The organism is Pseudomonas sp. LBUM1674 (assembly GCF_059695635.1).
In genome coordinates this window covers 3,564,248-3,587,219 of the sequence record NZ_CP166779.1, presented here as the reverse complement: position 1 = coordinate 3,587,219, position 22,972 = coordinate 3,564,248, and the positions used below count along the sequence as shown (strand labels likewise).

The 22,972-nt window shown below is 58.4% G+C and carries 14 protein-coding genes and 1 pseudogene; 3 read left to right on the top strand and 12 right to left on the bottom strand.

Annotation, left to right across the window (positions count from 1 at the left end; genetic code table 11):
- Positions 1–65: 65 nt before the first annotated feature.
- The 3 genes and pseudogenes from ACA067_RS16490 to ACA067_RS16480 all read right to left on the bottom strand — a co-directional run.
- Positions 66–1,091, bottom strand: coding sequence for a LacI family DNA-binding transcriptional regulator (locus ACA067_RS16490; RefSeq protein ID WP_497457562.1), 1,026 nt, complete (start codon positions 1,089–1,091; stop codon positions 66–68).
- A 138-nt stretch (positions 1,092–1,229) separates the two neighbouring features.
- Positions 1,230–1,829 carry a LysE family translocator gene (locus tag ACA067_RS16485; RefSeq protein WP_497462789.1) on the bottom strand — a complete coding sequence of 200 codons (600 nt, stop codon included), beginning with the start codon at positions 1,827–1,829 and terminating at the stop codon, positions 1,230–1,232.
- Positions 1,824–2,498, bottom strand: a pseudogene (locus ACA067_RS16480) (AraC family ligand binding domain-containing protein); the annotation flags it as partial. The gene ACA067_RS16485 and the pseudogene ACA067_RS16480, both read right to left, overlap by 6 nt.
- 199 nt (positions 2,499–2,697) lie before the next feature.
- Here ACA067_RS16480 and ACA067_RS16475 point away from each other — a divergent pair.
- Positions 2,698–4,371, top strand: a complete 1,674-nt coding sequence (locus ACA067_RS16475; RefSeq protein ID WP_497457561.1) for a fibronectin type III domain-containing protein — start codon at positions 2,698–2,700, stop codon at positions 4,369–4,371.
- An 86-nt stretch (positions 4,372–4,457) separates the two neighbouring features.
- Here ACA067_RS16475 and ACA067_RS16470 read toward each other — a convergent pair whose 3' ends face one another.
- From ACA067_RS16470 to ACA067_RS16460, 3 genes are all read right to left on the bottom strand, one after another.
- Entirely contained in the window at positions 4,458–5,099 is a 642-nt protein-coding gene (locus ACA067_RS16470) for a DUF1345 domain-containing protein (RefSeq protein ID WP_497457560.1), read from the bottom strand.
- 166 nt (positions 5,100–5,265) lie between these two features.
- Positions 5,266–8,364, bottom strand: coding sequence for a multidrug efflux RND transporter permease subunit (locus ACA067_RS16465; RefSeq protein ID WP_497457559.1), 3,099 nt, complete (start codon positions 8,362–8,364; stop codon positions 5,266–5,268).
- A 15-nt stretch (positions 8,365–8,379) separates the two neighbouring features.
- Entirely contained in the window at positions 8,380–9,537 is a 1,158-nt protein-coding gene (locus ACA067_RS16460) for an efflux RND transporter periplasmic adaptor subunit (protein ID WP_497457558.1), read from the bottom strand.
- 293 nt (positions 9,538–9,830) lie between these two features.
- On the opposite strand from ACA067_RS16460, the gene ACA067_RS16455 reads away from it, so the two are divergent.
- Together ACA067_RS16455 and ACA067_RS16450 are read left to right on the top strand one after the other, a co-directional pair.
- Complete coding sequence (locus ACA067_RS16455; RefSeq protein ID WP_497457557.1) at positions 9,831–10,532, top strand: response regulator; 702 nt, start codon at positions 9,831–9,833, stop codon at positions 10,530–10,532.
- 4 nt (positions 10,533–10,536) lie between these two features.
- The gene (locus ACA067_RS16450; RefSeq protein ID WP_497457556.1) at positions 10,537–11,838 is read left to right on the top strand and encodes an ATP-binding protein; all 1,302 of its coding nucleotides are present in this window, start codon (positions 10,537–10,539) and stop codon (positions 11,836–11,838) included.
- Positions 11,839–11,878: 40 nt separating this feature from the next.
- On the opposite strand, the gene ACA067_RS16445 is transcribed toward ACA067_RS16450, so the two are convergent.
- From ACA067_RS16445 to ACA067_RS16420, 6 genes are all read right to left on the bottom strand, one after another.
- Positions 11,879–13,072: a glycosyltransferase family 32 protein gene (locus ACA067_RS16445; RefSeq protein WP_497457555.1), complete on the bottom strand. Its 1,194-nt coding sequence runs from the start codon at positions 13,070–13,072 to the stop codon at positions 11,879–11,881.
- Positions 13,066–17,748 carry a dermonecrotic toxin domain-containing protein gene (locus tag ACA067_RS16440; protein WP_497457554.1) on the bottom strand — a complete coding sequence of 1,561 codons (4,683 nt, stop codon included), beginning with the start codon at positions 17,746–17,748 and terminating at the stop codon, positions 13,066–13,068. The genes ACA067_RS16445 and ACA067_RS16440 overlap by 7 nt, the downstream gene beginning before the upstream one ends.
- Positions 17,749–17,947: 199 nt before the next feature.
- Entirely contained in the window at positions 17,948–18,967 is a 1,020-nt protein-coding gene (locus tag ACA067_RS16435; protein ID WP_150796738.1) for a branched-chain amino acid aminotransferase, read from the bottom strand.
- 270 nt (positions 18,968–19,237) lie between these two features.
- Positions 19,238–20,620, bottom strand: a complete 1,383-nt coding sequence (gene lpdA, locus ACA067_RS16430; protein WP_497457553.1) for a dihydrolipoyl dehydrogenase — start codon at positions 20,618–20,620, stop codon at positions 19,238–19,240.
- Positions 20,621–20,638: 18 nt separating this feature from the next.
- The gene (locus ACA067_RS16425; protein ID WP_497457552.1) at positions 20,639–21,913 is read right to left on the bottom strand and encodes a dihydrolipoamide acetyltransferase family protein; all 1,275 of its coding nucleotides are present in this window, start codon (positions 21,911–21,913) and stop codon (positions 20,639–20,641) included.
- A complete protein-coding gene (locus tag ACA067_RS16420) occupies positions 21,914–22,972 on the bottom strand; it encodes an alpha-ketoacid dehydrogenase subunit beta (protein WP_150744576.1) in 1,059 nt (352 codons plus the stop codon). It abuts the gene before it with no gap.

The following is a 22,972-nucleotide window of genomic DNA, read 5'->3' as shown; positions in this document are numbered from 1 at the left end:
CATCAAATTTATGTTCGACACAATCAACTGTGGGAGCGAGCCTGCTCGCGAAGGGGCCAGACCAGTCACCGGGAATCTCCATGGGTCGACCCCCGCACAATCAACCGCGCCGAAAAATCCACAGTCCGCACCGGCCCGTCATCCCCGCGCAAACGCCTGAGCAAACACTCGAACGCGCTGGCGCCAATCTGCGCCGTCGGCTGGGCGAGGGCGGTGATGCCGCTGCCCACCAGCGGGTACCAATCCAGGTCATCGAGGGCGATCAGGCCGACGTCCTCGAACAGCTTGCAGTGCAACTCGCGCAAGGCATGGGTGCTGGCCAGCGCCGCAATACCGTTCGCGCAGAACAGTGCTTTCGGACCGGGGCCAGGGGTATCGAGGAAAGTTTTCAGCTGCGTCGTCAGTTCACTGCCGGTTTCGATGAGGGTGCCGCGCAGCGCCGGACGCTGGGCAATCTGCGCCTTGAAACTGCTGACCCGCTCGATCCGCGAGCTGGTGCCGTCGAACGGTTCGGTGACCAGCAGCACGTCGCGATAGCCGCGATCTTCAAGGTGCGCGAGGGCCATCTCGACCGCCGCCGGGTTATCCAGCCCGACCAGATCGCTCTCGAGTTGCTCGACCTTGCGATCCACCAGCACCAACGGCATTTCCCGATGCAGTTCGCGCAATTCGTCGCGATGGTGGCCCAGGGTGTTCACGATCAAGCCTTCGATGTTGTAGCTGCGCAGCAGGGCCAGGTGCTGGCGTTCCTGCTCGTCATCGCGGTCGGTGTTGCACACCACCAGGCTGTAGCCGTGCTGACGGCAGGCGGTTTCCACCCCGTGCATCACGGCAATCGAATAAGGGTTGCGGATATCGGCCACCAGCATGCCGATCAGGCGGGTTCGCCCGCGTTTCAGGCCGCGGGCCATCTGGTTCGGGCGGTAGCCCAATTCGGCAATCGCCTGCTCGATGCGCAAGGCAATCGCATCGGAGAGCAGGGCGCGGTCGTCACCAATGAACCGCGACACGCTGGCCTTGGAGACCTTGGCATGTTCGGCCACGTCAAGCATGGTCACGCGGCTGCGCTGGGCGGCGGAGAAATCGTTCACGGTCTGAAACCTTCTTATTGGATTTATTAGGTCTGTGCTTTTGCGACAGCACTGAAACCGGTTTCAGAAGACACCAGAAACCAATCCGCCGTCAAGTGCCTGATTGATCGAGGAACGAAAAATGCCGACGGGTGGCGGTCAGGCCAACACACTCAACCAGGCCGATCCCAGCAGCAACAGGGCCATGCAGCGGTTGAAACCTTGCATCGCTCGCGGCGAGCGCAACCATCGCGTGGAGCCCGCGCCGAGCAATGCCCAGGCGCCGAGGCATGGCAGGGAAATCAGGAAAAAAGCCAGGGACAAATACAGCACATGGCCCAGGCGCTGCTCGCCACTCCCGGCGAACACGCTGACAACGGCCAGCGCCATCATCCAGGTTTTCGGATTGATCAATTGCAGGCTGGCAGCGCCCAGTAATCCGAGCCGCGCTTGGGTGTCACTCGCGTCGAGGGCCTTGACCGGGGCACTGAAAATCTGCCAGGCCAGGTAACTCAGCCAGATCACGCCGACCCACTGCATCGTGGTTTGCACTCGGGGCAAAGCGGTCAACGACGAACCGACCCCCGTGCCGAGCAGCAGCACTATGATTGCAGCGCTGGCACAGGCACCGAATATGATCGGCAGAGCCGCCGCCAACCCGTAACGGGCACTGTTGCTCAACACCAGAATGTTGGTCGGGCCGGGGCTGATCGACGCCACGAAAGCAAATAACAGGAAGGGCAAAAACGTCGGGCGCAATTGCACCAGGTAGGCGTGGGGTGCGATACCAAAAGCAGCCTTGAACGCGCGAGTCAGGCGGAAGCGGTCGACGCCCGCCGCCGCGGCCAACTGGTCGAGGCCGATGTCGTATTGCGCGTTGGCGTGCAGGTACTCCCGTGCTTTTTTCGCCACCAACGGCAGACGCGGATCCTCGCCATAACGAGCCCGCCAGTGCAGGTGGCTGGTGAGGCGTTCGAGCAAGCCGTCGAGTGCGGTCTGGCGCACGATCTTCAGCGCTCCCTGATGCAGCGCCTGAAAGGCCAGGCCGGTGGCATGGGCCAGACGCACGTCAGTGGCGAGGGTATTGGCGAAACTCAACTGACTGTTTTCGGGCGCGTTGTCGAACACCGCACTGAGTTCACGCTGCAACCATTGCGGATCGAGGTACAGCATGCGGTAGGTGAAGCCGTCCTCGGTCGGTGCTTCGCCGTCATGGATATCACCGGGTTCGAGCAGAAACACCTTGCCCGGCGTGCTTTGATGCTTCGCCCGCCGGCAGTTGAACTGCTGCACCCCTTGCTCGGTGACGCCCACCAGATAGCTGTCATGCCAATGCGGGTCGTAGGCGTGGCCCCTGAAATGCGCACGCAGCGTCTCGATGCCGGTGTCGGCGTCCTGGGTCAGGTCGATCCAGTTGTGAGTGGTCATGCTGCACCTGTGGGACGGATTGCCAGTCAATTTAACGTCCGTGGCGAATGGTGCCTAGAACGGACTGCTCGTTGCTGCAACGTCGAATCGGACAACTAAAGCATAAATACTTCGCGGCGCCACTAGCAGTTCTGATAGTGGTGCTGATGGCCCCGGAGGGTTTTACTGGACGCTGACTACTTGAACAGAGAAGCGCCACATGAGCCGTTTTGATCCTTCCAGCCCCGACAGCCCAATCGGTAAGGTCATCAACAGTGGATCCAGCTCGGGGATTAAGATTTGCGCTCCAGGCAATGTGCGAGGCTGGCGAAACTCTTCAACCACCGCTCTGTTGACTTGGGATGAGCCTTACTCAACCTGCCATTTGTGCCCGGATGCCACTGGTTATGAAGTGTTCGGGGAAGGCATCGCAACACAAAGTGTGGACCGGCCGCCTTTTGAATTGACGGGGTTGAAAGCCGATGTCGAGTATCTGTTTTATGTTACGGCCAAAGCAGCGGTGAACAATGTTTCGACGCCGAGCCCTTTTCGCCTGTTCAAACTGCACTCTCCCGGTAAACCGGGCATTCCAGAGCTGAGCGAGCTAGGTCATGCTGCGGTGACATTGTTTTGGGAACCTTCATCTCAAGGGGCTGGACCCACTCGCTACAGAGTTTATCTAAACGGCTTTCTCGTTAAACTGGTCACCGAGCCTCAAGTCAGCCTCACGCACCTGCAAAGTCATACCGAGTATCGAGTCGAGGTGCGGGCGTTCAATGAGGTAGGTGTTTCCGAGCCGAGTTTCATTACCTTCCAGACCAGACTGCGCCCGCCGACCAACCTGAAGTTCAGCCACCGAAACGGGATTTGCAGGCTGGCATGGGACCCGGTTTTCAGGAAAAAACCGGCCCATGAATTATCCATCAATGGCCAAGTATTCACCGTTGCCCCAGGCCGCTGGGGTTACAATTTCAAACTGGCTGATGTTTCGCCCGGCCCGGTTCCGCATCACTTGAAGTTTGCAGTCCATGCTCAGCTTGACGGGGCCCATTCTGACGTCGCTTTGCTCGAGCATAGCGTTGATGACGCTCCTCCGAGCCAACCCGGGGCTCCAGTGGTCAGCGATGTAACCGATACCTCGGCGACCCTGAGTTGGGAACCCTCGAGCGATAATGTCGGAGTAAACGAGTATCGAGTGCTTCTGAATGGAATGATTCCTTATTCGTCCTCTGACACGCTCTGTACTTTTACCAATTTGATCAGCGGCACTTATCACTGGGCGTTCGTGCGTGCCCGGGACAAGGATGGAAACCTGTCTGCACCCAGCCGGACCGCCGTGTTCAAAACCACAGGACAGGCGCCTAAACCGCAACCCGCTCCGCCGCCGGTGGAAATCACTGCGTTGACATCTACTTCAGCCAATCTGAGTTGGAAGCTGGAATCCGGCGATTCGGGCGTAAGGATTTCGATAAATGACGAGCACTTGAGAGATGTACTGTTCCTTGAAAGGTTACCGCTGCAGTATCTGACGCCGGACGTCGAATACTCAATCAGTGTATCGGCCTTTGACATTTTCGGTCAGTTATCCGAGCCGACAGTTCTTGCCTACGTGCCCAAGGATGTTACCCCTCCCAGCACACCAGAAAATCTACACAAGGGCGACGTGACGGCTGATTCGGTGATGCTGATCTGGGAAGAATCAACAGACGACGTCGGTTTGCACGAGTATGTCATCTACAACAATTGCGAATACTTCGACCGCACCCCGCTGACCCATTACACGGCCGTTGACTTGCTGCCCGGTACTTACTCGTTTGAGGTGAGTGCCATGGATATTTCGGGAAATGCCTCTGAGCCTGCTGTATTAACCGTTTCCATAGAAGGTGAGTTGTAGAACGTTCGGATGGTCACTGCCATGGATTGGCGAGCAGGGCACGAAGTAAAAAATCGCAACCGGTCAATCAGAAGCTGATCGTCCTGTTATCCAAAGAGCCCCGCGGCGATATTGATCGAGAACCCGAGAATGGCCGTGTTGAACAGAAACCCGATCAGCGATTGCGCCAACACGATCTGGCGCATTTGCCGGGTGGCTACGCCGACATCCGAGGTCTGCACTGCCACACCGATAGTGAACGAAAAATAAAGGAAGTCCCAGTAGTTGGGGGTCGTCAGGCCCTCAGCAAAACGCAGTGCCTGATCCTTGCCGTCCCACGTGTAAAACAGCCGCGCGTAGTGCACGCTGAAGATCACCCCGATCAGTAGCCAGGACCCAAGCACGGTCAACGCGGTAAAGCCGTAGTGCAGCAGTTTGTCCGTGGTTTCCAGGTCCTTGCTGCCGGCCAGTTCCAGGGTGATGGTCGCCAGGCTGGCAATCGCCGCAATGCACACCACGAACAGCACCAGCCCGGCGTTTTCATCCTCGACCTCGGCGATGCGCTTCACGTCCGGCGCCTTGGCGCGCACGGTGAGCCAGAACATCAGGATCAGATATGTCCAGACCCCGGCATTCCAGCCGAAGAGGATTTTGCTGATGATCGAGTCGGCCGGGGCCAGAATGCCCACCGCGACGCCGAGTGTGGCGGCCGCGGACAGGCGCGGGTGGGTGCGGGCGAGGAAGGGCATGTGAACTCAATGGGCCAGGGTATGCAAATACCTTAGCACCACAGACGTGAGGCCTACACACATCCCTGTAGGAGCTGGCTTGCCAGCGAAGGAGTGTCAGTCGAAATCAATGTGGCTGACCCACCTTCGCTGGCAAGCCAGCTCCTACAGGGGGGATGTGTTGGGGTTAGATGTTTTTGTGGCGCTTGCGCACCAGCTTCATCACCACAACAAAAAACACCGGCACAAACAGCACCGCCAATGTCGCGGTGATCATCCCGCCAATCACCCCGGTGCCGATGGCTTGCTGGCTCGCCGAACTGGCCCCGGTGGCAATCGCCAGCGGCACCACGCCGAGGATGAACGCCAGGGAGGTCATGACGATCGGCCGCAGGCGCAGACGCGCGGCCTGGAGCGTGGCGTCGATCAGGTCGTGGCCTTCGTCGACCAGGCTCTTGGCGAACTCGATGATCAGGATCGCGTTCTTCGCCGACAAACCGATGATGGTAATCAGCCCGACCTTGAAGAACACATCGTTGGGCATCCCGCGCAAGGTCACGGCCAATACCGCGCCGAGCACGCCGAGCGGCACTACCAGCAGCACCGAGGTCGGGATCGACCAACTCTCGTACAGCGCTGCCAGGCACAGGAACACGATCAGCAACGACAGCCCGAGCAGAATCGGCGCCTGGCTGCCGGACAGGCGCTCCTGAAGCGACAACCCGGTCCATTCCTGGCCCAGTCCCGCCGGCCCTTGCACCACCAAACGTTCGATTTCCGCCATGGCTTCACCCGTGCTGTAACCCGGTTTCGGTTCGCCGGAAATACTGATCGCCGGGTAGCCGTTGTAGCGGGTCAACTGCGCCGGGCCCTGGGTCCATTTGGCCTGGACGAAGGCCGACAGCGGTACCATTTTTCCATTGCTGTTGCGCACATGGATTTTCAGCAGGTCGGCGACCTGACTGCGCTGATCGCCTTCGGCCTGGACCACCACCCGTTGCATCCGCCCTTGATTGGGGAAGTCGTTGATGTAGGCCGAACCGACCGCGGTGGACAGCACGCTGCCAATCTCGGCAAAGGACACTCCCAACGCATTGGCCTGTTTACGGTCAACTTCCAGCTGCACCTGGGGCGCTTCGGCGAGGGCGCTTTCGCGTACGTTCATCAGGATCGGGCTTTTGTCGGCGGCTTCGAGCAACTCGGTGCGCGCCTGCATCAGCGTGGCATGGCCAAGGCCGCCGCGATCCTGCAGGCGGAACTCGAAACCGCTGGAAGTGCCGAGGCCGTCCACGGGCGGCGGCAGGACGGCGAAGGCCACGGCGTCCTTGATCTGGCTCAGGGCGATGTTGGCCCGATCGGCAATTGAACTGGCCGAGTCGTCGCTGCCGCGAACGGACCAATCCTTGAGCGTGGTGAACGCCAGCGCCGCGTTCTGGCCGCTGCCGGAAAAGCTGAAACCGAGAATCACCGTGCTGTCGCCAACCCCGGGTTCAGAGGCGTTGTGCGCTTCGATCTGTTCGACCACCTGCACCGTGCGGTTCTTGCTCGCACCCGGCGGCAGTTGCACGTCGGTGATGGTGTAACCCTGGTCTTCCACCGGCAGGAACGAGGAGGGCAGGCGGCTGAAGCACAGCCCCAGACCGATCAACAACAGGCCATAGATCAACAGGTAACGACCCGTGCGTTTCAGCGCATAGGCGACCCAGCCCTGATAACGCGCGGTGAGCTGTTCGAAGCGGCGGTTGAACCAGCCGAAGAACCCGCGTTTTTCATGATGCTCACCCTTGGCGACTGGCTTGAGCAAGGTCGCGCAGAGCGCCGGGGTCAAGGTCAGGGCGAGGAACGCCGAGAACAGGATCGAGGTGGCCATCGACAAGGAGAACTGCCGGTAGATCACCCCGACCGAGCCCTGCATGAACGCCATGGGAATGAACACCGCCACCAGCACCAGGGTGATGCCGATGATCGCCCCGGTGATCTGCTGCATCGCCTTGCGTGTCGCCTCCTTGGGCGACAGGCCTTCGCTGACCATGATCCGTTCGACGTTTTCCACCACCACAATCGCGTCGTCCACCAGGATGCCGATGGCCAGGACCATGCCGAACATGGTCAGCACGTTGATCGAGAAACCCAGGGCCAACATGGTCGCGAAGGTGCCCATCAGCGCCACCGGCACCACCAGGGTCGGAATCAGCGTGTAGCGAATGTTTTGCAGGAACAGGAACATCACCGCGAACACCAGCACCATCGCCTCGACGAGGGTGTAGACCACCTTGGTGATCGAGACTTTGACGAAGGGCGAGGTGTCGTACGGGATCTTGTATTCCACGTTGGCCGGGAAATAGCGCGCCAGTTCATCCATCTTCGCCCGCACCAGGGTCGCGGTGCTCAGGGCATTGGCGCCGGGGGACAATTGTACGCCGACCGCGGTGGATGGCTTGCCGTTCAGGCGCGTGCCGAACTGATATTCCTGGCTGCCGATCTCGACCCGCGCCACATCGCCGATGCGCACGGTGGAACCGTCGGGATTGGCCTTGAGCACGATGTCGGCGAATTCTTCCGGGGTCGACAACTGACCTTTGACCAGAATAGTCGCGGTGATTTCCTGGGTGCTGCGGGTCGGCAGGTCGCCGATGCTGCCAGCCGAAACCTGGGCGTTCTGCGCGACGATGGCGGCGTTGACGTCGGCGGGTGTGAGGTTGAAACCGATCAGCTTCCGGGGGTCGATCCAGATGCGCATCGCCCGTTCCGCGCCGTACAGCTGGGCCTTGCCGACCCCGTCCAGGCGCTTGATCTCGTTCATCACATTGCGCGCCAGGTAATCGCTGAGCGCCACGTCGTCGAGCTTGCCGTCGCTGGAGGTCAGGGTAATCAGCAGCAGGAAACCGGCGGAGACTTTCTCCACCTGCAAGCCCTGTTGATTCACCGCTTGCGGCAGTCGCGACTCGATGACTTTCAGGCGGTTCTGTACATCGACCTGGGCCATTTCCGGGTTGGTCCCCGGCTGGAAAGTGGCCTTGATCGTGGCGCTGCCCAGGCTGCTTTGCGACTCGAAATACAGCAGGTGATCGGCACCGTTGAGCTCTTCCTCGATCAGGCTGACCACGCTCTCGTCCACGGTCTGCGCCGAAGCGCCCGGGTACACGGCGTAGATTTCGATCTGCGGCGGCGCGACGTCGGGGTACTGCGCCACCGGCAACTGCGGGATGGCCAGGGCACCGGCCAGCAGGATAAACAGGGCGACCACCCAGGCGAACACCGGGCGATCGATAAAGAACTGCGGCATAAAAAAGCGTCCTGCTTACTGACCAGAAGCCTGGGCAAGGGGAAGGGGGGTGTCGTCGATCTGCACTTTCTCGCCAGGGCGCGCATGTTGCAGGCCTTCGACGACGATGCGGTCGCCGGCCTTGAGGCCACCGGTGACGATCCAGCGATCGTTTTGCACCGGGCCCAGTTCCACCGGCTGTTGGCCGACCCGTTGTTCGGCGTCGAGCAGCAGCACCTGGGCGACACCGGCGCTGTCACGCTGGATGGCCCGTTGCGGCACGCTGATGCCTTGCTGATCGACCGCTTGCTCCAGGCGTACGCGAACGAAGCTGCCGGGCAGCAAGTCGAGGTCGGGGTTGGGGAACTCGCTGCGCAGGATGATCTGGCCGGTGCCGGGGTCGACGCTGATGTCGGTGAACAGCAACTTGCCCGGCAACGGGTAGAGGCTGCCGTCGTCCTGGATCAGCGTGGCTTTGGCCTGGCCCTGGCCGACCTGCTGCAACTGGCCGGAGCGGAAGGCGCGGCGCAGGTCGTTGAGCTCGCGGGTCGACTGGGTGAGGTCGGCGTGAATCGGGTTCAGCTGCTGGATCAAGGCCAGCGGCGTGGTTTCGTCCTGCCCGACCAGGGCGCCTTCGGTGACCAGTGCGCGACCGATGCGCCCGGAAATCGGTGCGGTAACGGTGGCGTAGCCCAGGTTCAGTTTTGCCCGCTGCACCGCGGCCTTGTTGGCGGCGACATCGGCCGCGGTTTGGCGTACGGCCGCCCGGGCGTTGTCGTAGTCCTGACCACTGATGGCGTTGCCTTCGATCAACTGGACGTAACGCTGCTCCTGCAAGCGCGCCTGAAAGGCATTGGCCTCGGCTTTGCGCAGCTCGGCTTCGGCACTGTCCAGGTCAGCCTTGAACGGCGCCGGGTCGATGCGGAACAGCACATCACCCTGTTTCACGTCGCTGCCTTCACGGAAGGTCCGTTGCAACACCACGCCGGCCACCCGGGCGCGGACTTCGGCCATGCGCGGCGCGGCAATTCGACCGCTCAGCTCGCTGCTGATCGACAGTGGCCGGGCCGAGAGGGTCTCGATGCGAACCGTGGCCAACGGCGCCTGCTCTTCGGCAGTCGAGGCTTTGTCACAAGCGCTCAGCGTCAACGCCAGTGCAATCAGGCTGAGCCTGGCAAGCAGATTGTTTGACATGTAATAACCCCAATAATGACCCCGGCATCCTACGGGGAGGCGGGGAGGGTAGCGGTGAAGCTTTGTAGGTGCTGTGTGAAATTGTGTAAGGGTTTTGCACGGGGGTGGGTGAGGGCGTATATCCTTTGCAGCTTGAGACTTTTTTGCGACTGTCAGGCCGCCATCGCGGGCAAGCCCGCTCCCACAGGGATGTGATGTGGACACAGATTTTGTGAACACGACCGGCCCCTGTGGGAGCGGGCTTGCCCGCGATGAGGCCGGAACAGGCGCCACAGCACTTTCTGGAAACACCCATGCCCAACATCCTCTTGGTCGAAGACGACACCGCCCTCGCCGAACTGATTGCCAGCTACCTGGAACGCAACGGCTATTGCGTCAGCGTGATCGGCCGCGGCGACCACGTGCGCGAACGGGCCCGGGTCGATCCGCCGGACCTGGTGATCCTCGACCTGATGCTGCCGGGGCTGGACGGCCTGCAAGTGTGTCGACTGCTGCGCGCCGATTCGGCCACGCTGCCGATCCTGATGCTCACCGCCCGCGACGACAGCCACGACCAGGTGCTGGGCCTGGAAATGGGCGCCGACGACTACGTCACCAAACCCTGCGAGCCGCGGGTGCTGCTGGCCCGGGTGCGGACCTTGCTGCGGCGCAGCAGTCTCAGCGAACCGCAGGCCGCCAATGACCGCATCCTCATGGGCAACCTGTGCATCGACCTGTCCGAACGCACCGTGACCTGGCGCGAGCAACCGGTCGAACTGTCCAGCGGCGAATACAACCTGCTGGTGGTGCTGGCCCGGCATGCCGGCGAAGTGCTCAGCCGCGACCAGATCCTGCAACGCCTGCGCGGCATCGAGTTCAACGGCACCGACCGCTCGGTGGACGTGGCGATTTCCAAGTTGCGACGCAAGTTCGGCGATTGCGCCGGCGAGGCGCGCAAGATCAAGACAGTCTGGGGCAAGGGCTACCTGTTCAGCCGTTCCGAGTGGGAATGCTGAGCCGATGTTCAGAATCCTCTTTCGCCTGTACCTGGTGACCATCGTCTCGTTCAGCGCGGCGATCTACCTGGTGCCGGACCTGGTGATCAAGGTCTTTCATGAGCGTTTTCTGACGTACAACCTCGACTATTCCCGAGGCTTGCAGACCCTCATCGTCAAACAATTTCATTCCATCCCCCCGACGCAATGGCCGGCCCTGGCGGCCGAGATGGACAAGGAATTCCAGCCGCTGCACATCGTGTTGAGCGGCAACGACGATGCCGACTTCACCCTCGATGAACGGCAACGTCTGCAGCGCGGCGAGAACATCGTGCGCATTGGCGACTGGGGCTGGCGTACCCTGGCGGCGTCGCCGCTGAACGAGCGCACGGTGGTGCAAATGGTGGTGCCGCCGGACCCGACGGACGTCAGTTTGCTGTACTGGAGCATCAACGTGCTGATCGGCGCGACCATGCTCGCCTGTCTGTTGCTGTGGCTGCGCCCGCACTGGCGCGACCTGGAACGCCTCAAAGGCACGGCGGAACGCTTCGGCAAGGGCCAGTTGAGCGAGCGCACGCAGATTTCCGCCAGCTCCAACATCGGCAGCCTGGCCAACGTCTTCGACACCATGGCCGGCGACATCGAGAACCTGCTCAACCAGCAGCGGGACTTGCTCAATGCCGTCTCCCACGAATTGCGCACCCCCCTGACGCGCCTGGATTTCGGCCTGGCCCTGGCGCTGTCGGATGACCTGCCGGCCGCCAGCCGCGAGCGTCTGCAAGGTCTGGTGGCACACATCCGTGAACTCGACGAGCTGGTGCTGGAGTTGCTGTCCTACAGCCGCCTGCAAAACCCGGCGCGGCTGCCCGAGCAGGTCGATGTCTCGCTGGATGAATTCATCGACAGCATCCTCGGCAGCGTCGACGAAGAACTGGAATCCCCCGACATCATCATCGACGTGCTGCTCCACGGCCAGCTCGAACGCTTCAGCCTCGACCCGCGCCTGACCGCCCGCGCCATTCAGAACCTGCTGCGCAACGCCATGCGCTACTGCGAAAAACGGATTCAGATCGGCGTACAGGTTTCCCCGAGGGGTTGTGAGATCTGGGTCGACGATGACGGCATCGGCATCCCCGAAGATGAACGTGAGCGGATTTTTGAGCCGTTTTATCGCCTGGACCGCAGTCGGGATCGCGCCACGGGCGGGTTTGGACTGGGGTTGGCGATCAGTCGCCGGGCGCTGGAGGCTCAGGGTGGAACGCTGACCGTCGAGGCATCGCCCCTGGGAGGGGCGAGGTTTCGGTTATGGTTGCCGGCATTTGACTGAACGTTTGCTGTTTTTTCCAACAGTCAACGCTCGCCAGCCTTCAGGTTGTGAGCCATGAATGCTCAGCTCCGATGGCTACTTCGGCTTTGTTGAAAAACGGAAAATAATGTTGTTGTACTTCGGTAAGTTTGTCTACATAAGCGGGGTCATATACAACGTGAGTCATTGACGTTCCATGTTCCTCAGTGAGCTTAAACTGGTTGTTGTAGTAGTCCGGCCTTTCTCGGGCCAATACATCGTTTAAAACCTGAGGCCCCGTCAAACGAAAAAGCTCGGATGAGTATGTTTGTTGTGCGGAAGTGGAAACGGCGTCAAGACTGAATCGCGGCCTGGGCTTGAGAAAAAAGTCTCTGTTCAGCTCGCAGCGCGTGGCCATCTCTTCTATCACTTGATTCAATACGGGATTGTTTGGGTGCGTGGCAAAGATACTGCTGTTATAGCCTTCAAAACCTGCATCAGCGTGCTTCACTAATCCTCCCAGCAGTAGATCGTTGGGCGCCGCTTGAAAAACCATGTCCAATGGATCTCGTATGAAATGATCGTCAACGTCCATGTATAAACCACCGTGATAGTTACTCAGCGGATAACGCAATATATCAGACGCCGCTGAATAGTTGAGCCCCGGCCCGGTGGTTGCATTGATGTAATGGGCGTACAGTCTGGATTTTCTGAATTGCTCGAAAAACAGGCTGTCGCGTACATTGGCAATGACCAGGCCGGGTGCGGTGGCCCTGAAAATGTTCTTGAGTGTCATGAGCAGTTCATCGCTGACATCGGTATGCAGTGTCGAAGTGAATTGCGAGCTATTGCGTCCATTGAGGCTGAGGTTATCGATGATGTTCTGGTTGGGGATCGAGGTGCCCACCCAGATATGATGGATTTTTTTTGGTATTGGTCGAGTATTTAAAGGAAGCACAGGAAGTGGCGGCAGTTGGATTGTCCTGAATCCTTCAAGCGGGGGCAGGGTGTCTCTGATGGCCTGCCATTCAACGACGGAACCGGACACCCATTCGTCTTTTGCGACACGCCACGCTACCATTGGGCCGTTGCCGAATGAAAAGCGTAGTCTCCAGACTTGATTGCCGGCATCGTAAAAAGCATGGGCGCCATAACCGTGTAAATTTATCACGCCATGATTGGAGACGTCCGCCATGGGCACGGCGACTTCGTGAACAGGCGCGTCGGGTTGTAAGCTGCTCACTGGAAGGTGGCAGTAGTCTTCGGAAGTTAACATGCTATTTCCCACCTTTTTTTGCTGTGGCTGAATACAACGCGAGGGCCTTCAATGTTTTCCTTGTGAATGCGGTATTGACCGTCCCCGGTGTTGTTTACCTCATAAATATTTTCCTGAAGGTAAATATAAGTTTTGCCCTTTGTTGAGTAGATGTTATTGGTCGCTACAACGTCCGATAGATCCACACCTCGAGCATGCAGCCTTCTCTGTTGTTGGATATTCAGACAATTGCCGGACGTCGAAAAATCTGCCCTGAAAAAATCCACACTGTCTATCGTTACCCCCTGACGGGCGACGGGTCGCCCCATGGACTGGATAGGTACTGTGTGGATGGGCGGCAGGTGTTTTATTTTGATAAGGCTGGACAGGTGAGGGCCAGACCCCAATTCCTGTCGGGCAAACCTTAGAGCGAATTTCAAGGCTTGCATGCCTTTGCTTCCCGCCTGGAACATCAGCACGACGGCCCCAAGCGGGTTGGCGGCTTCGGCCGAGCGCAGAAAGGCCTTGGGAGCGGCATTTTGCAGAGGTTTTATGGCCCTTGCTGCTGCCAATACCTGCCTTGAGAAGCCTAGAGAGCGTGATGTGATGATGATGCGGCTGAGCTGGGCAGAAACCTTGAGCGCTTTTATTCCAAGCCCGATAAAAGGCAATAATAAACTGAGTGCTTCCAGCGCGCCGAAAATGACTGTTCCCACTGTGACTTTTCCAGACTTTATATCCTGATACAGCGCATAGCCGGGAAAAACAAAACTGGCCCATAGCACTGCCCGATTATAAGCCCTTTCTTTATGTGCTTCGAAAGGCGTGGGGCTTCGCAATGTTGGATAGCCAAGCTCAACAATGTTTCCAAAAACCGAGTCGACGAGTTTTTTACAGAGGTATTCGATTTTCTCGTTTCTGGACATTTGTTGGGTCTGTCGGCGGACGGAGTAGAAAGCCACTGTCAGGTCCGGGATACTCCTTTTTCCATTGACGATGCCTTCAAGGTAAACCCCTTCGTCCAGTGGCGGAATTCTCAAATAAGGTGACTCATGCCAGAGTGCATCTTGTGTGTCGGGTGAAAAGTCCTGATTGATGCGAACAGGGTGTGTTCCGGTAAGAGGCAGTGGCCGGATAACCCCGGAAGGGCTGAACAACTCATAAGCGTATTGGATGCTGTCGCTTTCCTTGTATAAAGCAATCATGCCGAAATAGCTGTCCTGGTTGGCTTGGTTATTGTTGAATGATAATTTAATATATTTATAAGCGTTCAGGATTCTGTTTCTGTCCAGTTCGGGCAAGTCATGCAGCGACAGTGTCATGCGGGAAATCAAGGCGTTGAGGAAGTTTTCTTTATAGATTTTAAACTTTGCGTCGAACAAGGTTTGAAAATAACAGGCTCCTTTAGGATAAGGTTTCAATCCAAGTTCCGCTTCATCGAATACATTTCCAAATGCACAGCTCATGTATTTTTCAAGAATGGTCATCTTCATTTTGCGTCCGACACCCTTGTCGGCCGCAGCAGCAGGATGGCTGAAGAAGTATTTGTTTAATTCGGTTTTCGAAAACATCGTGACCCGTTCCGCATCCTCGTTTGGAAACTCTTTGGTGAAAGCCTCTCTCGCGATGGTTTTGCGTTGAGGAGGTATTTGAACCAGATCAGTGAATGTTTTAGCCTCCAGATCTTCTCGTTCTTTGATGTATTCGGCGGCCTTGAGGCTGTTGTCATGGGAAACGTAAGCAATGTCTGTTTCCGGAATGACACCTTGGCACATGGAAAAATGCAGCGCGGGAAGTTGCTTCAGAAGTGCCAGTGCTGTTTTTTTGTTTTCTGAAAGAGAACTATATTGAAAAGTCGCATAAGCAGCGGTGATCTCTTCATAAGTCATGCCATGGGAGGAACAAGGCTCGATTGCTTCCATGCAGGCGACGGCGTGGCGCCAATGAACGGCCTCTATTGTCTGCCCGTAAAGCAGCGTTTGCGGGAGCGCTTCCACAAGGAGTTCGGGGGCGAAGCGAGCGCTGAGCAGCGTAAACGCAAAGAGTTGACCGGCTCTGTCAGTACCGGGGAATTGCTGACTGATGTGATGTTGAAGAGCCTCGCGAACCTTTGTGGCGGACGACTCACCCATACTGACGCTATTGAGGTTCAGGCCACAGACATACCCCGGTTGTTGCTCCGCAGACGGATACAGGTAGTCGGTGATTATCGACACCGCAAGCGCTCGTTTTGTGGTTATGGATAACGGTTGATCGCGGTCTGGCGCGGCCTTCTCAAGCGCATCTTCCAGTGCATGGAACCCCGGAAGATCCAGGAAAAGCTGGTGGTACAGGGCATAACTTCGATTGAATCGATAGGCGGGAGACGTCTCGGGCTCATCGATTGTCAATATTGCGACATCAAGGTATCGGGCAAGGGCGTTCAAATCGATGCCGGTTGATCCTGCAGCTATTGCGGTACGCAAGGCTTGAACCATTGTTGCGGGTTGATCCTGGGCGGTATCGAGTTCCTGGGATGAGTAATAGGGGTTGGCTGTTTCCATTGGACGTCGTGTTATACCCAGCAACGGCAGACTGGCACTGTCGACAAGGGTCTTGGCATAGACGTGATCAGGATTCTGGCGGGATTGTTGTTGTAGAAAGTAATGTTTGTATCGTTGACTGTCGGGAACTTCCCAGCGAAACCCAATAAGTTCCAGGCGGTGGGTGATTATTTTGTTTAGAATTTCTGCACTGAGTTGGCGAGTAATAACGGTGTCGCCTGGAAAATAGGGAGCGACATTGGCTAAAACACCTTTTATAGCGTTGATCATGTCGCTGGAGGTCAACGTTTTCATCATGAGTCGGCGACGCGCGTCATCACTTAAAGAGCGATCATCGCCATCAGGTAAGTCCAAGGCTGGAGGCATCAGGTGAGCCCTGGAGAGATCACTGTGGGCAGGCGTGTGAAAAAAAGCCAATGCGTAGGAGAGTGGATGCTCGGCTAGACCAGCAATCAATTTCAGCTGGCGCTGGGCTAGCAGCAGGGTACGCTTTATCTCGAGACCAAAGCCCAAGGATGTGTCCAGGGATTTACAATATGCATCGAGGTTTCCCGCAAGCAACTGTTTTTTTGCGAGACCCTGGTTGTGGATGAAGTTTTCTTGCTGCTGACAGAGCAGCCCGTCGATAACGGCATCGATAACGCTCGATTGGATTTCGATTCTTTTGACGCCCAGGCGTGCCGGTTGCAGAGAATAAAATTCAGATATATTCCAGGCATGTTTTGTACTCAGGCGCGCCAGAAGCGGATGACGGGCGTTGTCGTCAGCCATTTGATTGAGTAACTCTTTGGTAAAGCTTTCCCAGTTGTCGTATTCCCATGCACCTGTGTCCAGCGAATAGACAATAACGTTCGCCTTGGCGTCGTCATGATCGCCGATCAGGAAAGTCCCTTGTAGCGGAAATTCCTTCGAGGAAGCTAGGTCGACGAGTACGCAGTTGAACACCCTGGCGGCGGATTCGTTGGCCAGTTTTTTTCGTTCGTCAAGTGTAGGGTGACTGAATACCTGATCCAGTAGCCGGTAACTTTCCTGCCCCAGTGTAGTGTCAGCCAGTCGTAGGCGAACATCGGTTTCCATGTCGTGTTTTAGTCTGTCCGCCCATACTTTTTTAGCTCCGGTTCCAGGGGCGGGGGCTTGCCAATATTGCTCTATGTCTTTCTGATATAGCGAAAGCAGCTTGTCAATGCGCTCAAAAAAGTCATCAAGGACGGCGAGGTTGGCGGGCTGGAACGGAAAAAAGTTGAAGTGGCTATAGTTGATTGGGCCTTCCTTGAGCAGGTCGGAGGAACTGACCAGAGAATCTTTCGCATTTTCAGGTTTATTGGCGTCCTCATAAAACGAAACTTTCAGCGATGTCCATGGGTGATGGTCCTGTCGATGCGGTTTTGCGCCGCTGATCAAATAGTCTTTTATGACGGTGGCCATCGAACCCGTATAAATCTGGATAGGTGTTCGAGACTGAGTTGAATCCACTTCGGTCGGATCATCAACGTAACCATGGACAATGACAGAATAGATCGTGGAAAGAGTTGAAGTGTCCATGATCCGGTTCAACAAGTGTTTTATTTCTGCCAGCATCCGTTCGGAAAAGCGCGGCTGATTTTTCAGAAGGTCGAAGGGATCAACGTTGTCGATTGCAAGCGCTTTGAGCTGAAGGCTCTGGAAAGTCCGAAGCTGATAAGTGTCGATGATGTTTGCCAGTAGGCGCGTGGTGTCAACACTGAGTGGATAGTCACTCTGCTTGTTGATCTCCTCGATGTTAACGGCGTCTTTGAATGTTTTTCGTGCTGTGCTGCTCAACGCGACGGTCGGGTAAGACAAGGCGGGAAGCTTGTCTTTCCATATGGCATATGAAAGTTTGTATAGAAACTCCAGCGTCAGCGAAAACGCGAGGTTTTCTTCCAGAATCCCCGTTGCCTGTGAAATGATCCGCCTTATTGATGGAAATCTGCAAAACGCGGGTAAGAAATGTTCATCTTCCCAGTTCATGACTTTATAAAATTCATTTGCCTGCAACGCATCAAGCATTGTTGGGGGTAATAAGTGCAGAAATACTTGCCGGGCCTGATCGCCCGGTAGAGCCGACACAGGGGAAATTTTCAAGTTGTCGAGAGCATCGGCAATGCTCAATGTTTTTATCTTGTGCGCTTCCATAATGACAATCCGTGGTCATGTGTGAAGCGGCGATTATGTGCTCCGGAAAAAATCAAGGGCTGTATATATGTAGTGCATCGCGGTTCCGCGGGTGGCAAGCGTATCGCTGCGGGAGTAGCGGGCGTGGTCAAAATCATGGCTCATAAAAAAGCCCCCCATCGCCAGTGCGATGGGGGGCTTGTTTGCAACGGGTATCAGATCAAACCTTGACGATCCAGCCCGCTGGCGCCTCGACGTCGCCGGTCTGCACGCCCGTCAACTCCTTGTAGAGCTTCTGGGTGATCGGGCCGACGTCGGTTTCGCTGTGGAACACGTGCAGCTTGTCGTTGTAGCTGATGCCACCGATCGGCGTGATCACCGCGGCAGTCCCGCAGGCACCGGCTTCCTTGAAGTCGGACAGCTTGTCGATGAACACGTCGCCTTCGATCACTTCCAGGCCCAGGCGCGACTTGGCCAGTTCGATCAATGACAGGCGGGTGATGCCCGGCAGCACCGACGGCGAGTTCGGGGTCACGAACTTGTTGTCGTGGGTGATCCCGAAGAAGTTGGCCGAACCGACTTCCTCGATTTTGGTGTGGGTCATCGGGTCCAGGTAGATGCAGTCGGCAAAATGCGCCTTCTTGGCCTGGGAGCCCGGCATCAGGCTGGCGGCGTAGTTGCCACCGACCTTGGCTGCACCGGTGCCTTGTGGCGCGGCGCGGTCGTAGCTGGAGATCAGGAAGTTGTGCGGCGTCAGGCCGCCCTTGAAGTAAGCGCCGACCGGGATGCAGAAGATCGAGAAGATGAACTCGGGGGCGGTACGCACGCCGATATTGTCACCCACGCCGATCACGAACGGACGCAGGTACAGCGCGCCGCCGGTGCCGTATGGCGGGATGAAACGCTCGTTGGCGCGGACCACGTCCTTGCAGGCTTCGATGAACTGCTCGGTGGACACCTGCGGCATCAGCAGGCGTGCGCAGCTGCGCTGCATGCGTGCGGCGTTCTGGTCCGGGCGGAACAGGTTGATCGAGCCGTCCTTGCAACGGTAGGCCTTCAGGCCTTCGAAGCATTGCTGGCCATAGTGAAGGGCAGTGGAGCCTTCGCTGATGTGCAGCACGTTGTCTTCGGTCAGGGTGCCTGTGTCCCACTCGCCGTTACGCCAGTGCGACAAATAGCGCTTGTCTGTCTTGATGTAGTCAAAACCCAGCTTGTCCCAATTGATGCTTTCGTTACCCATGACACCCTCTATCGCTTAACAACCGCCGAAACGGTTCAAGGCTTCTGACGTTTTTCTGGATGGGGACAACAATACTTCATTCCGGGCCCTTTTCGCAGCCCGGACTATCGGGTGATTGGCATATAAATGATGTCGCCCTTGAGAATTCGCGAGCAGGCTCGCTCCCACATTCGATCGTTGTCTGCCGTGGAACCTGCAAACACCCTGAATCCCTGTGGGAGCGAGCCCGCTCGCGAAGGGGCCATCAGCTACGCCAACTATCCCCTTGATTCACAGATGCAACGCATGGCCCAAAGCGCGCAACGCCGCTTCTTGCACCGCTTCGCCCAAGGTCGGATGCGCATGGATCGTCCCGGCGATGTCTTCCAGCCGCGCGCCCATTTCCAGGCTCTGGCCAAACGCGGTCGACAACTCCGAAACACCCACACCCACCGCCTGCCAACCGACAATCACATGATTGTCACGCCGCGCCACGACCCGTACGAAGCCGCTTTTCGATTCCAGGGTCATCGCCCGGCCATTGGCCGCAAACGGGAAACTCGAAACAATGCAGTCCAGTCCCGCAGCCTTGGCCTCGTCCGGCGTCTTGCCGACCACCACCAGTTCCGGGTCGGTAAAGCATACGGCAGCGATGGCGGTCGGGTTGAACTCGCGGGATTTACCGCTGATCAGCTCGGCCACCATCTCGCCCTGGGCCATGGCCCGATGGGCCAGCATCGGTTCGCCGCTCAGGTCGCCGATGGCGTACACGTTGCGCATGCTGGTCTGGCAGCGGTTGTCGATCTTGATCGCCGAGCCGTTCATGTCCAGGTTCAGCGCTTCGAGATTCCAGCCCTGGGTATTGGATTTGCGGCCGACGGCCACCAGTACCTGATCGGTTTCCAGGTTAAGGGTGTCGCCGCCCGGCTCAAGAACTTGCAGTGTATTGTTAACAGAATCAAAGCCTTGGACGCTGTGCTTCAAGTAAAGCCGCACGCCGAGTTTTTTCAATTCATCATGCACTGGCTGGGTCAGTTCGGCGTCGTAGGCCGGGAGAATGCGGTCTTGGGCTTCAACGACGCTGACGTCTGCGCCGAGCTTGCGATAGGCAATCCCCAGCTCCAGGCCGATGTAACCGCCACCGACCACGATCAGCCGTTTCGGCACGGAGGTCGGCGCCAGGGCTTCGGTGGAGGAGATGATCGGCCCGCCAATCGGCAGCATCGGCAGGTTCACGCTTTTCGAACCGGTGGCCAGCACCAGGTGCTCGCACTGGATCCGCGTGTCGCCGACCTCGACCGTCTTGCCGTCGATGACCTTGGCCCAGCCTTGAATCACCTGAACCTTGTGCTTCTTCAGCAGCGCCGAGACGCCAGTGGTCAGGCGATCGACGATGCCGTCCTTCCACTCGACGCTTTTGCCGATGTCCAGGGTCGGCGCCGAAACGCTGATGCCCAGTGCCGAGTGGTGGCTGTGGTGTTGCGTCTGGTGAAACTGCTCGGCGACATGGATCAGCGCCTTGGACGGAATGCAGCCGATGTTCAGGCAAGTACCGCCCAACGATTCGCCTTCTACCAGAATGGTCGGGATGCCCAGCTGACCGGCACGAATCGCCGTCACGTAACCGCCAGGGCCGCCGCCGATGATCAACAGCGTGGTGTTCAACGTTTGCATGCCTTGCTCCACAAATACTTATTCCACAAACAACGTGGCGGGTTGTTCGAGCAAGCCACGAATGGCCTGGATGAATTGCGCCGCGTCCATGCCGTCGACCACGCGGTGATCGAAGGAGCTGGAGAGGTTCATCATCTTGCGAATCACGATCTGGCCTTTGACCACCATCGGCCGTTCGACGATTTTGTTGACGCCGACGATCGCCACTTCCGGCAGGTTCAACACCGGGGTACTGACAATGCCGCCCAACGCGCCGAGGCTGGTCAGGGTGATGCTCGAGCCGGACAGTTCATCGCGGCTGGCTTTGCCGGTGCGGGCGGCGGTGGCCAGACGGGAGATTTCCGTGGCGCTGTCCCACAGGCTGCGGGCTTCGGCGTGACGCACCACCGGCACCATCAAGCCGTTGTCGGCCTGGGTGGCGATGCCCACATGCACCGCGCCGAGGCGGGTGATGACCTGGGCTTCGTCGTCGTAACGGGCGTTGATCTGCGGGAAGTCACGCAAGGCGACGACCAGGGCGCGGACCAGGAAAGGCAACAGCGTCAGCTTGCCACGGGTCGCCCCGTGTTTTTCGTTCAGGTGTGCCCGCAGTTCTTCCACGGCGGTGACGTCGATTTCCTCGACATAGCTGAAGTGGGCCGCGCGCTGAGTGGCGTCCTGCATGCGCTGGGCGATCTTGCGGCGCATGCCGATCACCGGGATCTGTTCTTCGTCGTTACGCTGGGCGTAAGCGGCAGCCGCGGACGACTGTGGTTGCTGACCTTGGGCCAGATAGGTCTCGAGGTCTTCGTGCAAGACGCGACCGGCAGGGCCGGTGCCCCGCACCAGACGCAACTGGATGCCGAGGTCCAACGCATGTTTGCGCACGGCCGGGGAGGCCAGCGGGCGCTCATCGGCTTCGCGAGCAACCATCGGGCCCTGGCAAACGGCGGCTGGACGCGGCGCCGCAACCGGTTTGCTCTCAACCACCGGTGCAGCTTTCGGCGCTGCAACCGGCGCTTCTTTCACGGCAGCGACCGCCGGCTGGGCCGACTCTTTAACGTTGCCCGCGCCTTCGACTTCAATGCTGATCAGGATGCTGCCCACCGCCATGACTTCACCCGGCACGCCACCCAGGGCGATGACTTTGCCGTGCACCGGCGAAGGGATGTCGACCATCGCCTTGTCAGTCATCACGTCCGCCAGCACCTGATCTTCGACGACCATGTCGCCGACCTTGACGTGCCATACCGACAATTCAACTTCTGCAATGCCTTCGCCAATGTCCGGCATTTTAATAACGTGCGTGCCCATTCAGACCTCCATGACCCGTTTCAAAGCCGCGCCCACCCGGGACGGACCAGGGAAATACGCCCACTCTTGCGCGTGCGGGTAGGGGGTGTCCCATCCGGTGACGCGCTCGATCGGCGCTTCCAGGTAGTGGAAGCAGTGTTCCTGCACCAGGGCGACCAGTTCGGCGCCGAAACCGCAGGTGCGGGTCGCTTCGTGAACAATGACGCAGCGTCCGGTTTTCTTCACCGACTTGACGATGGTGTCCAGGTCCAGTGGCCATAGGCTGCGCAGGTCGATGACTTCCGCGTCGATGCCGGTTTCTTCGGCGGCGACTTGCGAGACGTAGACGGTGGTGCCGTACGTCAGGATGGTCACCGCCTTGCCCGGACGGGTGATGGCGGCGACGTCCAGCGGCACGGTGTAGTAGCCGTCCGGCACTTGTGCGGCCGGGTGTTTCGACCACGGGGTCACCGGGCGATCGTGGTGACCGTCGAACGGGCCGTTGTACAGGCGCTTGGGCTCGAGAAAGATCACCGGGTCATCGTTTTCGATGGAGGCGATCAGCAGACCCTTGGCGTCGTAAGGATTGGACGGCATGACCGTGCGCAAGCCGCAGACCTGGGTGAACATCGCCTCGATGCTCTGGCTGTGGGTCTGGCCGCCATAGATGCCGCCGCCGCACGGCATGCGCAGGGTCATCGGCGCGGTGAACTCGCCGGCCGAGCGATAGCGCAGGCGGGCGGCTTCGGAAATGATCTGGTCCGAGGCCGGGTAGACGTAGTCGGCGAACTGGATTTCGGCCACCGGCCGCAAACCGTAGGCGCCCATGCCCACGGCGACACCGACGATGCCGCTTTCGGAGATCGGCGCGTCGAACACGCGAGAGGTGCCGTACTTGGTCTGCAGGCCTTCGGTGCAACGGAACACGCCGCCGAAGTAGCCCACGTCCTGGCCGAACACCACGACGTTGTCGTCACGCTCAAGCATCACATCCATGGCCGAGCGCAGGGCCTGGATCATGGTCATGGTGGTGGTAGTCATGGCGGTTTCCAGCTCGATATGGGTGTTGTGATCGTTCAT

Coding starts and splice junctions, on each gene's coding strand:
- ACA067_RS16475 (WP_497457561.1), top strand. CDS start 2,698: ATGAGCCGTTTTGATCCTTCCAGCCCCGACAGCCCAATCGGTAAGGTC.
- ACA067_RS16470 (WP_497457560.1), bottom strand. CDS start 5,099: ATGCCCTTCCTCGCCCGCACCCACCCGCGCCTGTCCGCGGCCGCCACA.
- ACA067_RS16465 (WP_497457559.1), bottom strand. CDS start 8,364: ATGCCGCAGTTCTTTATCGATCGCCCGGTGTTCGCCTGGGTGGTCGCC.
- ACA067_RS16460 (WP_497457558.1), bottom strand. CDS start 9,537: ATGTCAAACAATCTGCTTGCCAGGCTCAGCCTGATTGCACTGGCGTTG.
- ACA067_RS16455 (WP_497457557.1), top strand. CDS start 9,831: ATGCCCAACATCCTCTTGGTCGAAGACGACACCGCCCTCGCCGAACTG.
- ACA067_RS16450 (WP_497457556.1), top strand. CDS start 10,537: ATGTTCAGAATCCTCTTTCGCCTGTACCTGGTGACCATCGTCTCGTTC.
- ACA067_RS16445 (WP_497457555.1), bottom strand. CDS start 13,072: ATGTTAACTTCCGAAGACTACTGCCACCTTCCAGTGAGCAGCTTACAA.
- ACA067_RS16440 (WP_497457554.1), bottom strand. CDS start 17,748: ATGGAAGCGCACAAGATAAAAACATTGAGCATTGCCGATGCTCTCGAC.
- ACA067_RS16435 (WP_150796738.1), bottom strand. CDS start 18,967: ATGGGTAACGAAAGCATCAATTGGGACAAGCTGGGTTTTGACTACATC.
- lpdA (WP_497457553.1), bottom strand. CDS start 20,620: ATGCAAACGTTGAACACCACGCTGTTGATCATCGGCGGCGGCCCTGGC.
- ACA067_RS16425 (WP_497457552.1), bottom strand. CDS start 21,913: ATGGGCACGCACGTTATTAAAATGCCGGACATTGGCGAAGGCATTGCA.
- ACA067_RS16420 (WP_150744576.1), bottom strand. CDS start 22,972: ATGAACGATCACAACACCCATATCGAGCTGGAAACCGCCATGACTACC.